This window comes from Streptomyces sp. TP-A0356 (genome assembly GCF_001417775.1).
In the GTDB taxonomy this organism is placed as follows: domain Bacteria; phylum Actinomycetota; class Actinomycetes; order Streptomycetales; family Streptomycetaceae; genus Streptomyces.
Genome location: NZ_BBZJ01000034.1, coordinates 50,935 through 64,490, shown reverse-complemented (window position 1 = coordinate 64,490; position 13,556 = coordinate 50,935). Strand labels below are relative to the sequence as shown.

Annotated in this window: 11 protein-coding genes and 1 tRNA gene; 4 read left to right on the top strand and 8 right to left on the bottom strand. The window is 70.2% G+C overall.

What is annotated here, in order from left to right; translation table 11 throughout:
* Positions 1 to 48 precede the first annotated feature (48 nt).
* The 3 genes from ASC56_RS33205 to ASC56_RS33195 all read right to left on the bottom strand — a co-directional run bounded on the left by ASC56_RS33205 (position 49) and on the right by ASC56_RS33195 (position 3,899).
* The gene (locus ASC56_RS33205; RefSeq protein WP_055495306.1) at positions 49 to 660 is read right to left on the bottom strand and encodes a lytic polysaccharide monooxygenase; all 612 of its coding nucleotides are present in this window, start codon (positions 658 to 660) and stop codon (positions 49 to 51) included.
* Positions 661 to 769: 109 nt separating this feature from the next.
* Positions 770 to 1,879 carry an SPFH domain-containing protein gene (locus ASC56_RS42420; protein ID WP_055495305.1) on the bottom strand — a complete coding sequence of 370 codons (1,110 nt, stop codon included), beginning with the start codon at positions 1,877 to 1,879 and terminating at the stop codon, positions 770 to 772.
* A gap of 670 nt (positions 1,880 to 2,549) precedes the next feature.
* Positions 2,550 to 3,899: a peptidoglycan-binding protein gene (locus tag ASC56_RS33195; protein WP_055495304.1), complete on the bottom strand. Its 1,350-nt coding sequence runs from the start codon at positions 3,897 to 3,899 to the stop codon at positions 2,550 to 2,552.
* A 220-nt stretch (positions 3,900 to 4,119) separates the two neighbouring features.
* Between ASC56_RS33195 and ASC56_RS33190 the strand changes: the two genes are divergently transcribed.
* The 4 genes from ASC56_RS33190 to ASC56_RS33175 all read left to right on the top strand — a co-directional run bounded on the left by ASC56_RS33190 (position 4,120) and on the right by ASC56_RS33175 (position 9,004).
* Positions 4,120 to 4,193, top strand: a tRNA-Lys gene (locus ASC56_RS33190).
* A 90-nt stretch (positions 4,194 to 4,283) separates the two neighbouring features.
* Complete coding sequence (locus ASC56_RS33185) at positions 4,284 to 4,826, top strand: FadR/GntR family transcriptional regulator (protein ID WP_055495303.1); 543 nt, start codon at positions 4,284 to 4,286, stop codon at positions 4,824 to 4,826.
* A 303-nt stretch (positions 4,827 to 5,129) separates the two neighbouring features.
* Entirely contained in the window at positions 5,130 to 7,073 is a 1,944-nt protein-coding gene (locus tag ASC56_RS33180) for a glycosyltransferase family 2 protein (protein WP_055495302.1), read from the top strand.
* A complete protein-coding gene (locus tag ASC56_RS33175; protein ID WP_055495301.1) occupies positions 7,070 to 9,004 on the top strand; it encodes a galactose oxidase-like domain-containing protein in 1,935 nt (644 codons plus the stop codon). Before ASC56_RS33180 ends, ASC56_RS33175 begins: the two co-directional genes overlap by 4 nt.
* Before the next feature lie 32 nt (positions 9,005 to 9,036).
* On the opposite strand, the gene ASC56_RS33170 is transcribed toward ASC56_RS33175, so the two are convergent.
* From ASC56_RS33170 to ASC56_RS33150, 5 genes are all read right to left on the bottom strand, one after another.
* On the bottom strand, positions 9,037 to 10,053 hold the full coding sequence (locus tag ASC56_RS33170) for a glycoside hydrolase family 6 protein (protein ID WP_055495300.1): 1,017 nt from the start codon (positions 10,051 to 10,053) through the stop codon (positions 9,037 to 9,039).
* Between the two features lie 179 nt (positions 10,054 to 10,232).
* Positions 10,233 to 10,898: a class F sortase gene (locus ASC56_RS33165; RefSeq protein ID WP_055495299.1), complete on the bottom strand. Its 666-nt coding sequence runs from the start codon at positions 10,896 to 10,898 to the stop codon at positions 10,233 to 10,235.
* A 2-nt stretch (positions 10,899 to 10,900) separates the two neighbouring features.
* Positions 10,901 to 11,530 (bottom strand): hypothetical protein, encoded by a 630-nt coding sequence (locus tag ASC56_RS33160; RefSeq protein ID WP_055495298.1) that lies wholly within the window; start codon positions 11,528 to 11,530, stop codon positions 10,901 to 10,903.
* Positions 11,531 to 11,635: 105 nt separating this feature from the next.
* Complete coding sequence (locus tag ASC56_RS33155; protein ID WP_055495297.1) at positions 11,636 to 12,415, bottom strand: HAD-IIA family hydrolase; 780 nt, start codon at positions 12,413 to 12,415, stop codon at positions 11,636 to 11,638.
* A 45-nt stretch (positions 12,416 to 12,460) separates the two neighbouring features.
* Positions 12,461 to 13,519: a 2-aminoethylphosphonate ABC transporter substrate-binding protein gene (locus tag ASC56_RS33150; RefSeq protein WP_055495296.1), complete on the bottom strand. Its 1,059-nt coding sequence runs from the start codon at positions 13,517 to 13,519 to the stop codon at positions 12,461 to 12,463.
* Positions 13,520 to 13,556: the final 37 nt, after the last annotated feature.

Below are 13,556 nucleotides of genomic sequence, written 5' to 3'. Positions count from 1 at the left end.
GGGAGGCTCAGAACCCGGCCCCCGGAGGGACCAGGGACGAAACGCGGCTCAGAACGTGACGTCCGCGCACGAATAGAACGCGTTGCCCGTGTCCGCGATCGTCCACACCCCGAGGATGATGTGATGCCCGCTCAGCCCGCTCGGCAGGGTGCCGGTGTGGGTGAGCGTGGACGGCGGGCGCTGGCCGTTGTACGGGACGGTCAGGAACGGGGTCGTGTTCAGGTCCGCCCGGGCCAGGGCGTGGTTCTGGTTCCAGCCCTGCCTGGTGACGTAGTACTTGAAGTCGGTCGTCGCGTGCGAGGCGGTGAACTGCCAGCGGAAGGTGTAGCTCTGCCCGCCGGTCACCCGGGTCGTCGGCCACGCCCCGCCCGAGGGCGTCCTGGGCTGGTCGAGCGCGCTGAAGTTGGTGTGGTTCGCCGAACAGATCTGACCGTCGTTCGGGCCGCCCGCCGGGAAGCCCTTCGGGCCTTCGACGCTCTGCGGCTCCCACTGGATGTCGCCGCAGCCGGTGACGATGCCGCCGTTCGCGGCACACATCTTCTGCCTGCTGAGGGGCTGGTCGGTGTAGCCGTGGGCGCTGGCGCCACCGGTGGAGAGCACGAAGGCTCCGGCGGTCGCGAGGCCCAGCACGGCGGCGTACAACCTGGTCCTTGTGCGCATGCTGCCGCTCCTGGAGAACGTGGGGGAAGTTCAGTGAGCCGTGCAGGTCTAGACCAAGTCCCAGATTATTGCCGTCAGTTGAACATGTCCATACCAATCAGCAGGGCTTTCAGACCCCGTCGGCCGGACGCCCCGTGTAGAACGCCACCGTCAGGTCCTTCACCAGCGCCTTGCGCTCGTAGTCGTCGAGTTCGACCAGGCCGCGCGTGGTCAGCCGGGTGATGGTGTCCTCCACCGAGTCGACGACCGAGCTGAGCACCGTGTCGCGGTGCCGGGCATCCAGCGCGGCGATACGGCGACGCTGGATCCACTCGGCGACCTCGGGGGCGTACTCGACACGTGTCGGCTGCGTCGAGAACACCTCCAGACCGACCGGCGCCGCGTCCTGAGCCACCAGCCGGGTGAGTGTGTCGGCGGCTGCCTCGACATGACGCAGGGTCACCCCGTCCTTCGCCGTGGGCAGATCGGCCGACACCTGGGGCAGCACCCGCGCGAGCGCCGACTCCACGCACTCCCGCAGATACGTCTCGTGGTCCTCCGTACCCAGCACCGCCCGCGCGGTGTCCTTGACCCGCCAGGTCACCAGCAGGACCACGCGCAGCGGTACGCCATGGGCGTCGACCGCGGGCATCGGTTCGCTGCGCCAGTGCCGCAGCCGTACGTCGACCCGGCGGCGCAGCACCAGCGGGCTGAGCCACAGCAGGCCCGTGCGGCGGACCGTGCCCCGGTAGCGGCCGCACCGGGCGAGCACCCAGGCGCGCCCGGTACGCCCACGCGCGAGCCCGCCGAAGCCGAGGAGGGCGAGCGTGCCCGCCCCGGCGTACGCGGCCCACTGCACCAGCCCGGCCCCGGTGCCCCCGGACACCGGAAGTTCCAGCGCGCGGGCCGCGTCCGGCGGCAGGACCCCCGCCCACCATGTGACGGCCGCACAGCCGGCCATCCCGCCGAGACCGGCCAGCACGCCCACCGCGCCGGACAGCACCCGCGCGGGCCGCTCGGCCAGTTCGGGATCGGCGGCCGGCACCCGGCGCCCCTGCGGCGCGGGCCGGGCTGCCCGCGCCTGCTCGTCCGCGCCGAGCCGCCGCGCCACGACGGCCGGGGCGAGCGGCACGGAGACCGGGCCGGATTCGTCCCGGAACAGCAGATGGACGGGGATCTCGGTGGTCGACTCGCCGTGAATGATCCGGGCCTGCCGGGCACCAGCGTGATCCGCCGCCACCTCCTCATGCCGAGCGCCAGCCGACTCGGACGCCCCACCATGCCGAGCGCTCGCCCCTTCCGACCCCCCACCATGCCCAACACCCGCCGACTCGGACGCCCCACCATGCCGAGCGCTCGCCCCTTCCGACCCCCCACCATGCCCAACACCCGCCGACTCGGACGCCCCACCATGCCGAGCGCTCGCCCCTTCCGACCCCCCACCATGCCCAACACCCGCCGACTCCGGCGCCCCTTCACGCCGGGCAGCCCCCCGGTCCGTTACCGCCCCCTCATGCCGGTCACCCGCCTGGCCCGGCGCCCCCTCGCACCGGCCACCCTCCCGGCCCGGCGCCCCCTCGCACCGGCCACCCTCCCGGCCCGGCGCCGCCTCGCACCGGCCACCCTCCCGGCCCGGCGCCCCCTCGCACCGGCCACCCTCCCGGCCCGGCGCCCCCTCGCACCGGCCACCCCCCTGGCCCGGCGCCCCCTCGCACCGGCCACCTGCCCCTCCCGACGCCCCCTCGCACCGGCCACCCTCCTGATCCGGCGCCCCTTCGCGCCGGGCGTCCGCCCGGTCCGGTGGTTGATTCGGCTCCGGGGTCTGCGATGTCGTACTCATACGTGCCTCCATGCCTCCGCGCCGGGAAGTGCCGTGCCGAGGTGCGTCGGGAATCGGGCCGGGACGGGGGTCAGGAGAACAGGCGCCGCCAGGTCTCCGGTCCCGGGTAACCGTCGGCCGCGGCACCGCGCCAGCCCTGGGACCGCTGGAACGCCTCGACGTTGCGCCGGTCGGCCTCGCTCCAGCGCGGCCCGGGCCCGCCGGTGTAGTGCGCGCCGAACCCCTTCCTGACCAGCTGTCGGCCCAGCAGGGTGACGTACGGATTGTTCGCGCCCGGCCGGAACTTGCTCGGACCCGGATAGCCGGGCACTCCGGGCGAGGAGGCACCCGGCGCCCCCGCGGCGCCGACGGGAGCCGCGGCCCCGGCGGGAGTCGCGGACGGAGGGATGTCCCTGCCCCTCTTCCGCGCCAGGTACTGCCAGGTCGTCGGCCCCGGCAGCCCGTCCGCGTCCCGTCCCGTCCACCCCTGCGCCCGCTGGAACGCCTGCGTGGCCCGCCGGTCCGCCTCGCTCCAGCGCGGCCCGGGACCCCTCGTGTAGAAGCGGGCCCCGCCGCGCGAGACGAGGAGCCCGCCGAGCTCGGTGACGTGCACGTTGTCGGCGCCCGGACCGAAGGAGGCGGCACCCGGATAGCGCACCGACGAGGCGGGCAGGTTCACCGGGACCGGTGCGTCCTTGCCCTGGGTGCCGCCCTTGCTGTCGACGATGTGCTTGTAGCGGTACGGCACATAGCGGCCGGAATTGACCCAGTACGCGTACGGCGTGGACTGCCGACGGGCCACCGGCGGGGTCTGCTCGTAGGCGATGTAGTACGTGTGCGTGTAGTCCGTCCAGCCGCCGAAGATGACGACGTGCGAGCCCTTCTCCGGGTTGGCGGGGTTGTGGAAGAGGAGCATGTCACCCGGCTGCAGATCGTCCTTGGCGATGCGGACGCCGAACCGGTCGAGGCTGCCCGTCCACTCGTTGGTACCGAGGTTCCAGGCCATCGAGACGAAGCCGGAGCAGTCCTGCCGGTAACCGTCCGACCAGTACTTGTCCATGCTGTACGGGACCTGGGCGCTGACCCACTTCTTCGCCCGGTTGATGATCTGCGCCCGGGTCGTCGTGGGCACCAGGGCCGGGGCCGGCATCCAGCCCGAGCCGTGCAGCGGTGCCGTGCGGCCCTGCGGGGTGGCGGGAGGATCGTCCTCCGCGGGGGTCCCCGGCCGCAGCGGCGCGTGGGCGGCCGCCACGGCCGGCGCCGCATGACCCACTCCGAGCACCGTGCCCGCGGCGGCGGCCAGGGCGAGGGCCTTGCGCACCGCCGGGCGGCCGGCCGGCCCGAAGAGGGAGGGGAGGGGGACGCCATGGTACCCGTGTACGCATCCTGGGCAGTCGCAGCCACGCTGGGGTTCGAATTCCTCGAATACCGGAGTCTCCATGAGACGACCCTCACACTCCCTGTTCGTTTTGAGGTGAATCACCCTCATTTCTGTATGACCGTCAGTTTTCCAACCCGCCACCGGAACCGCATGTTGACGGTCCGAATGATGTACACGGGCCGCTCTCGGCGCGTCCGGGCACATCCGGACGACGGGCCGCCGCCGCGCCCCACGGACAGGAGCACCCCTCCACATCGGGTAGAGTTCTCCAGGTCAGCAGGCGCCGCTAGCTCAGTTGGTTAGAGCAGCTGACTCTTAATCAGCGGGTCCGGGGTTCGAGTCCCTGGCGGCGCACGACCGGAATGGCCCCTCGCTCACCCGAGGGGCCATTTCGCATCCCTCCGCACGGGGAGCCCGCACCGATTGGCTGGATGGCCTCTGGCCATGGGACGCGACCTGCAGGAGCGGATCAGGAGACTCATCGTCGACCGCCGCCTGCCCCCGGGCGCGGTCCTGCCGACCGAGCCCGAACTCATGACGCCGCTCGGCGCCGGCCGGAACTCGGTGCGCGAGGCGGTGGAGACGGGACTGGTCTCCCGGCTGGCCAGCCGGGTGCCGGAGCGGGACCTCGTCGCACTGGACGCACTCGTCGATCGTATGGAACAGGAGACCGGGCAAGGGGCCGGCCTCGCCGAGACCGACCGCGCCTTTCACGCCACCCTCTACCGAGGGCTGGGCAACGCGCTGCCGAGCGAGGTGCTGGGGGCCTTCCGGGACGCGTTCCACCGCGTCCGCACGGATCTGGTGGACGTGCCGCGGGATCCGGAGGTCATCTGCCGGCAGCACCGGGAGATCCTCGACGCGGTGCGGTCCGGGGATGCCGTACCCGCAAAGGAGGCCATGAGGCAACACTTTCTCAACTTCCGTACACAGGTGGTCTCAACCGCACCAGAAGACTCCAAGAAGCGTCTCAATGAGCGGGTATGACCGGTAAACACCGTGTTTCGCTCTTGCGATCATGCCGGACGCCATAGAACCCTGGACGTCAAGGGACTGCCGAGAGAGGGCAGTTGGGGGCTCGGGCCGGTTGCGGCGCGCGGGATGGGGGTCCCGGCTGAACGGATGTCGAGGGGGGCATCATGCAACCGGAAGGTCGCGTTTCGTGTCGATATGATACGTGACGCGGTGAGGCCGACCAGTCACTGACCGTTCGCGATGGTCGAGGGGGACCGGAGCGGGCGGGCGAAAGATCAACGAACACGCGCACGTATGCGTGCGGGGGGATGACTCATGACGTCGACGCCGACGGGCGCCCGGCAGGACTTCGACCCGTCAGAGACGACCCGGCTCAGGGTGCCGGCACACCGGACGGGCCACACCGGCAGCATCCACCGGATCCGGAACACACTTCCCAGATACGACTACGAGCACTACAGCCGGCTGGCGGGACCCCTCACACAACCGGATCCCACCAAGCCGTACAAGGTCCAGTACCGCTCACTGCTCTCCCACGAGCCGCACCGCGTCCGCGCCGCCCTCATGCTGAGTGCGGCGCCGCTGCTGTCGCTGATCCTGCTCGCCTGGCTGCTCCAGCCCGCGCACTGGACCGAACGCGACTATCCCGCCTACGACTTCCTGCCGGCCCTCGACGTCGTGATGCTCGTCTCGATCGGCCTGATCGAGTTCTTCCGCTGCATGAACGTGCTGTCGAACGCGCACGCCACGCTGGTCGCCCGCGACCCGATCCCGGTGGTGCCCGAGACCGGCACCAGAGTCGCCTTCATCACCACGTACGTCCCCGGCAAGGAACCGCTGTCGATGGTGACGAAGACCCTGGAGGCGGCCGTACGGCTGCGGCACCGGGGCCTTCTGCATGTCTGGCTCCTCGACGAGGGCGACGACCCGGAGGTGAAGGCGGTCTGCGAGCGCCTGGGTGTGCACCACTTCACCCGCAAGGGCATCCCCAGGTGGAACCAGCCCAAGGGCCCGCACCGCGCCAGGACGAAGCACGGCAACTACAACGCCTGGCTGGAGGCGCACGGCGACGAGTACGACTACTTCGCCTCCGTGGACACCGACCACGTGCCGCTGCCCAACTATCTGGAGAGGATGCTGGGCTTCTTCCGCGACCCGGACGTCGGCTTCGTCATCGGCCCCCAGGTGTACGGCAACTACGACACCTTCGTCACCAAGGCCGCAGAGTCGCAGCAGTTCCTCTTCCACGCGCTGATCCAGCGGGCCGGCAACCGCTACGGCGCCCCCATGTTCGTCGGCACCTCCAACGCCGTACGCATCAAGGCGCTCAAGCAGATCGGCGGGCTGTACGACTCGATCACCGAGGACATGGCGACCGGCTTCGAGATGCACCGCCACCGCAACCCCGCCACCGGGAAGAAGTGGAGGTCGGTCTACACCCCGGACGTGCTCGCGGTCGGCGAGGGCCCGGGCGCCTGGACGGACTTCTTCACCCAGCAGCTGCGCTGGTCACGGGGCACGTACGAGACGATCCTCAAGCAGTACTGGAAGGGCTTCTTCTCGCTGTCGCCGGGCAAGCTCTTCAACTACACGATGATGATCGTCTTCTATCCGATGTCGGCCCTCAACTGGATCCTGGCGGCGCTGAGTTGTGCGCTGTTCCTGGGGCTGGGCGCCTCGGGTGTGAACATCGACCCGACGGTCTGGCTGATGCTGTACGGCAACGCCTCGGCGCTGCAGATCGGCCTGTACATCTGGAACCGCCGGCACAACGTCTCGCCGCACGAGCCGGAGGGCTCCGGCGGCGTGGCCGGGATGGTGATGTCGGCGCTGTCGGCGCCCGTCTACGCCCGCTCGCTCATGGACGCCGTGCTGCGTCGCAAGAGCACGTTCGTGGTCACTCCCAAGGGGGCTTCGACAAGCCCGGACACCCTGTTCGGGACCTTCCGGATCCATCTGTTCTTCGTCCTGGTCTTCGGCGGCTCGATCGCCGCCGGCCTCCTCCTCGGTCACTCCCATCCCGCGATGATCACCTGGGCCTCGATCGCCCTGCTGATCACGGCCTCGCCCCTCTTCGTATGGCGCTGGACGCTGCGGCAGGAGAGGAAGCGGCCGTCCGACGCGGCCGAGCCGCAGGACAGCCCGGTCATACCGCAGCGGGCCGTCGGTGCGCACGCGCCGGGGCAGCGGCCCACCTGGGCCGGACACGGAGACAGTGACCAGACCATGCAGATCGCCCTTGGGGGACACAAGAAATGAAGGACCAGGCCGGCCGCCGTCGTGCCCGCCGTCTCGCGATAGGTACGGCGGTGGTCCTCGCACTGGCCGGAATGAACGGACCGTGGCTGTACCGCTTCGGGTCGCAGCGGTATCACCAGTACACGATCGACAAGCCCGAGTACAAGGCGCAGAACGGCCACTGGCAGATCATCGAGTTCCCCGAGGAGTACCGCCAGGACACCATCCACGCGGTCCTGCTGCACACCGGGAAGGTGCTGCTCGTCGCGGGCTCGGGCAACAACCAGGTCAACTTCGACAAGAAGCGGTTCGACTCCCGGATCTGGGACCCGGTCAAGGGCACGATCAAGAAGGTCCCGACGCCGAACGACCTGTTCTGCACGGGCCACACCCAGCTGGACAACGGCGACATCCTGATCGCGGGCGGCACCAAGCGGTACGAGAAGCTGAAGGGTGACGTCACCAAGGCCGGCGGCCTGATGATCGTCCACAACGAGAACCCGGACAAGCCGATCACTCTGCCCGCGGGCACGGGGTTCACCGGCAGGGCGAACGGCAAGACCTTCGTGTCCAAGGACCCCGTCCTGGTGCCGCGGGCGAAGAAGGTCTTCGACGGGACGGGCAGGTTCCTGCGCAACGACCCGGGCCTCGGCCGTATATACGTCGAGGCGCAGCAGAGCGGCTCCCAGTACGAGACCGGCACCCAGGACAACTACCGGATCCGGGGCCTGACGGGCGCCGACGCGCGCAACACCTATGGCATCGCGCAGAAGCTCGCCCTCGACAAGAAGGACTTCCAAGGCATCCGGGACGCCTACGAGTTCGATCCGGTCGCCGAGAAGTACATCAAGGTCGACCCGATGAACGAAGCCCGCTGGTACCCGACGCTCACCACCCTGGGCGACGGCAGGATCCTCAGCGTGTCCGGCCTCGACGACATCGGCCAGCTGGTCCCGGGCAAGAACGAGATCTTCGATCCGGGGACCAAGAAGTGGACGTACACGCCGAAGATCCGCCAGTTCCCGACCTATCCCGCACTGTTCCTGATGCAGAACGGCAAGGTCTTCTACTCGGGTTCGAACGCGGGCTACGGTCCGGCCGACGTGGGCCGCGACCCCGGTGTCTGGGACGTCGACAGCAACAAGTTCACCAAGGTGCCGGGGCTCAGCGACCCGAACATGATGGAGACGTCCGGGACGGTGCTGCTGCCACCGGCACAGGACGAGAGGTACATGGTGATCGGTGGCGGCGGGGTGGGCGAGTCCGCACTGTCGACCAACAGGACGCGGCTGGTCGACCTGAAGGCGAAGAACCCGCACTTCGTGGACGGGCCGACGCTGGAGAAGGGCACGCGCTACCCGCAGTCCTCGATCCTTCCCGACGACACGGTGCTGGTCTCGGGCGGCTCGGAGGACTACCGGGGCCGCAGTGACTCCGACATCCTCCAGGCGCGGATCTACCACCCGGACACCAACACGCTCCAGCGGGTCGCCGACCCGCTGGTGGGCCGCAACTACCACTCGGGCTCGCTCCTGCTGCCCGACGGCCGGGTGATGTTCTTCGGCTCCGACTCGCTGTACGGCGACAGGGCGAACACCAAGCCCGGCAAGTTCGAGCAGCGCATCGAGATCTACACGCCGCCGTATCTGTACCGGGACGCACGGCCCTCGCTGTCGGGCGGGCCGGCGACCATCGCACGCGGTGCTTCGGGAACGTTCACCTCGCAGCACGCCTCGTCGATCAAGAAGGTGCGGCTGATCCGGCCGAGCGCGTCCACGCACGTCACGGACGTGGATCAGCGGTCGATCGCGCTGGACTTCAAGACGTCGGGGGCCACGATCACGGTGACGGTCCCGAAGAACCGCAACCTCGTCCAGTCCGGGTGGTACATGCTGTTCGTCGACGACGACCAGGGAACGCCGAGCGTGGCGCAGTGGGTCAAGGTCCCCTGACACCCGCGCACGTGTAAGAGCTCCAAGAGCGCCTACTTGCTGGCCTCCGCGAGCTTGAGCGCGTACGCCGCCCACCAGTCCCCGGCCTTCGGACCGCCCTGGCACGTGCCGTCGGACTCGCCCGGGCGCTTCACCCACAGATACGCGTCCACCAGCGGGTCCGCCGTGCTCGTCGTCGGGGTCTCGCCCAGGGCCCGCCCCGGCGGGTTGCACCAGCGCTGCTGGGGATCACCCGTCGCATAGGGCCCGTTGCCGTTGCGGCTGGTGTCGATCACGAAGTGCTTGCCGCCGACCTTCGCCGACAGCTGCTTGCCGTACGCGATCGACTCCGGCGTCGAGTAGAAGTTGGAGACGTTCACGGCGAAGCCGTCGGCCTGGGCGACGCCGGCCCGCTGGAGCGGCTGGAAGATGCGGTCGGGGTGCTGCCAGCCCGCGTTGCCCGCGTCCAGGTACACCTTGGTGTTCTTCAGCGCCTTGAGCTTGGCGATCGCGCCCTTCAGCAGGTCGTACCGCTCCTCGTGGAACTGGGCCGGCGTGCAGCCGTCCACCATGTGCAGCACGGCGTCCGGCTCCAGGATCACCGTCGCCCGCCGGTCCCCGATGCCCCGGGCCACGCCGTCGATCCAGGTCCGGTACGCGTTGCCGTCCGCCGCGCCGCCCTGCGAGAACTGTCCGCAGTCGCGGTGCGGGACGTTGTAGAGGACCAGCAGCGCCGTCCGGTCCGCCTTCCGCGCGGCCTCGGTGAATCCCTGCGCCTCCGCCTCGGGGTTCTCCGGCCCGATCCACTCCCCCGTGGGCCGCTCGGCGATCTTCCTGATCTGGTCCGCCTCGGCCGTCTTCCCGGCCTTCCGGTACGCGGCGACCTGCCGTGCCGCGTTGCCGTCCGGGTTGACCCAGAACGGGTCGGAGGTCTTCGGCTGCTGGGTGATCGCCCCACCCGAGTCGTTCTTCCGGTCGCCGCCCCCGGAGGAGGAACACCCGGCCAGCAGCAGCGCGGCCCCCACCGCCGCGGCGGCGGCCCGTCCCCCGGCACTCCTCGTCCCGTACATCCAACTCCCCCTTGGGTGTACCGTCTTACGCCCCAATCGTGACATACCCGCCGCGGCGCCCACGAGGTCGCACGGCTCTTGTCGGACAGCTGTTACAGCCCGTCTCCCGGAGGGCGGGGGCCGCGGGCGTCACCGTCGACGACCGTCGGGCGTCACCCACCGTCCATGCCCGTCGGACGTCACCGTCCGGTGCCCGTCAGATACGCCGACACCACCACGTTCGCCGTGTACTCGTGGTTCGCCCGGTCGAAGGTGCCGCCACAGGTGATCAGCCGTAGTTCGGCCCGCCCCGGCTCGCGTGTCCCGTACGCCTGCCGGGCGTCGAAGTGGTCGCGGGTGAGGACCTGGACGTCCTCGACGGTGAACTCGGCGACCCGGCCGTCGTCACGGACCACCCGCACCGTGGCGCCCGGCCGCAGACTGCTGAGCTTGTAGAAGACCGCGCGACCGGTCTCGGTGTCGACGTGCCCGACGAACAGCGCCGTCCCGGCGGCCCCGGGTTTCACGCCGTTCCCGTACCAGCCGACCACGCCCGGCTGGTCGAAGGGCGGCGGGTCGATCGCGCCCTGCTGGTCCAGGCCGCGCGCCACGACCGGTGCCTGCACCCCTATGACGGGGATGTCCAAGCGCAGCGGCGCCGCCTGTGCCAGCGGCTTGGCCGCGGGCGGCAGTGCGGGCTGCGGGGGCCTGCCGACGGCGGCCATGTCGCCGGTCGTCGGCGCGGAAATCCCATGGCGTACGTCCGTCACCTCGCGGCCCCACAGCCACAGCCCCAGCAACAGGATCACCCAGGCGACCCCCATCAGCAGACGCCCGGTACCGGAGAAACGCTCGCGCTCGGACACGTTCACTCCCGGCCGCGGCCCCGACGGACGCTGCGGGCGACCACCACGATGGCGGCGACGCTCGCGAGGACCAGGCCGACGACCGCCTGCCGGGTGCCGGGCCCGGCGGCCCGGGCGTCGGCGGCGGAGAGGGGCGCGGTACCGCCGCCGCCCGCGGGCACCGGCGCGACCGGCGAGGAGGGAGCGGAGGGCCGGACCGGGGCGCTGCGGGTCGCCGGGGCGGTCGGGGCCGCCGGGACCGCGGCGGACGCCGGGATGCCGGGGGATGCGGGAGCGGTCTGCGCCCGGGGTGGGGACACGGACGGCCCGCCGACGGTGAGCACGCCCTTGACCTGCCGGCCGTCGCAGCCGACGGTGACGGAGTACCTGCCCGGTGGCAGTGCGGAGCGGACGCGGGTGTCGCCGGTCAGCATGCCGTCCCTGCCGACGAGCCGCGCCTCCGCCACGAACGCGTCCGACACCGCGCTGCCGGTCGTACCGGCGCAGCCCCGCACGGCCAGCCGGACGTCGGTGCCGGGCATGGGCGAGGCAGGGGTCAGGAAGACGCCCTGAGCATCCACCGCGTACGCCGTCGGCGCGAGGGCGACCGCGACGACCGATCCGGCACAGAGTGTGAGCCGTAGTGAACCCATCGTGAACCTCCCGATACCAGGAGAGTCCCTTGCCGGGCACTCCGGCGCATCCGGACGGGACCCTCGACTACTCCGTACGGGGGTCGGTTGCCGGACGGAGGGGCGTCAGACGAGGTCGACGAGGTCCGCGATCGAGTTCACGACATGGGAGGGGCGGAACGGGTACCGGTCGATGCCCTCGGGCGTGGTCAGCCCGGTGAGCACCAGGAACGTCTGCATCCCGGCCTCCATGCCGGCCAGCACGTCGGTGTCCATCCGGTCACCGATCATCGCGCTGGTCTCGGAGTGCGCCCCGATCGTGTTGAGCCCGGTGCGCATCATCAGCGGGTTCGGCTTGCCCGCGAAGTACGGCTTCCTGCCGCTCGCCTTGGTGATCAGCGCGGCGACCGCGCCGGTCGCGGGCAGCGGGCCCTCCGGCGACGGACCGGTCTCGTCGGGGTTGGTGCAGATGAAGCGGGAGCCCGCGTCGATCAGCCGGACCGCCTTGGTCATGGCCTCGAAGGAGTAGGTGCGGGTCTCGCCGAGGACGACGTAGTCGGGCTCCTGGTCGGTCAGGATGTAGCCGATGTCGTGCAGCGCCGTGGTCAGACCGGCCTCGCCGATGACGTACGCCGACCCGCCCGGCCGCTGGTCGTCCAGGAACTGGGCGGTGGCCAGCGCCGAGGTCCAGATGTTCTCGACCGGCACGTCCAGACCCATACGGCGCAGCCGGGCGTGCAGGTCGCGCGGGGTGTAGATGGAGTTGTTGGTGAGCACCAGGAAGGGCTTGCCGGACTCACGCAGCTTCTTGAGGAACGCGTCGGCACCGGGGATCGGAACACCCTCGTGGATCAGCACACCGTCCATGTCGGTGAGCCACGACTCGATGGGCTTGCGCTCTGCCATGTGCGATCTCCTGCCGTACGGTGCGCCGGGGCCCCAGCCTAGCGATCAGCTGTTCGTAGCGGATTTCCAGTCTTCGACATAGGTCTGAAGGTTCTTGTCGATGTCGTTCCAGTCCGGCCGGAAGACCTGGACGCCGTCCATGATCTTGGTCAGGGCCGCGGCGTTGGCGTCTTTGGCCCCGACGTCCTTGCGGGCCGCGAATCCTCCGCCGATGGCGCTGACCTGCTCCTGGGCGGTGCGGCTGAGCATGTAGTCCAGCAGCTTCCTGCCGTTCTCCGAGTGCGGGGCCTTGGTGACCAGCCCGGCGGCGTACGGCAGCGCGAAGGTGGTGGGCCGTCCGCCCCGTCGCGCCGGGAACCAGATGCCGAGGTTCGGCATGGTCCTGGACTGGGCGTAGTTCATCTGCACGTCGCCGTTGGCGACGAGCAGTTCGCCCTTGTCGACCTTGGGCGCGAGCTTGCCGGTGGAGGCCGACGGGCCGACGTTGTTGGCCTGAAGCCTCTTCAGATAGGCGAGCGCCGCTTCCTTGCCTCCGAAGTCGTTCATCGCCTTGACCAGCACCGCGGTGCCGTCGCCGGCGACGCCCGGGGTGGAGTACTGGAGCTTGTTCCGGTACGTCCCCTCCAGCAGCTCCTCCCAGGTGGTGGGCGCCTTCTTGAGCTCCTTCCTGTTGTAGACGAACCCGAAGTAGTTGTTGACGACGGCGGTCCAGGTGCCGTCGGCCGCCTTGTCGGCGTCGGCGACCTCGACGGAACCCTGGGGCGCGTACTTGGCGAGCAGGCCCTTGCTGTCGGCCTGCTGAATGAAGGGGGGAAGGGTGACGAGGACGTCGGCCTGGGGGTTGGTCCGCTCACGGAGGGCGCGCTGCACCATTTCGCCGGAGCCCCCCTCGACGTACTTGACCTTGATCCCGGTCTGCTTCTCGAAGTCCTTGAAAACGCGGTCGTACCAGCCGTCCCCGTTCTCGCCCTTGAGGCCGTCCGCGCTGTAGACGGTGACGGTGTCGGCGGCGGCGGTGGAGCCGCCGCCGCAGGCGGTGAGCGAGCCGGCGAGAAGGAGGCCCCCGAGGACGGCGGCGAGCGGCTTGGCGGGAATCGTGGGCATGACGGAATGAACTCCTTGCCTGCGTGGGTGAACGGTG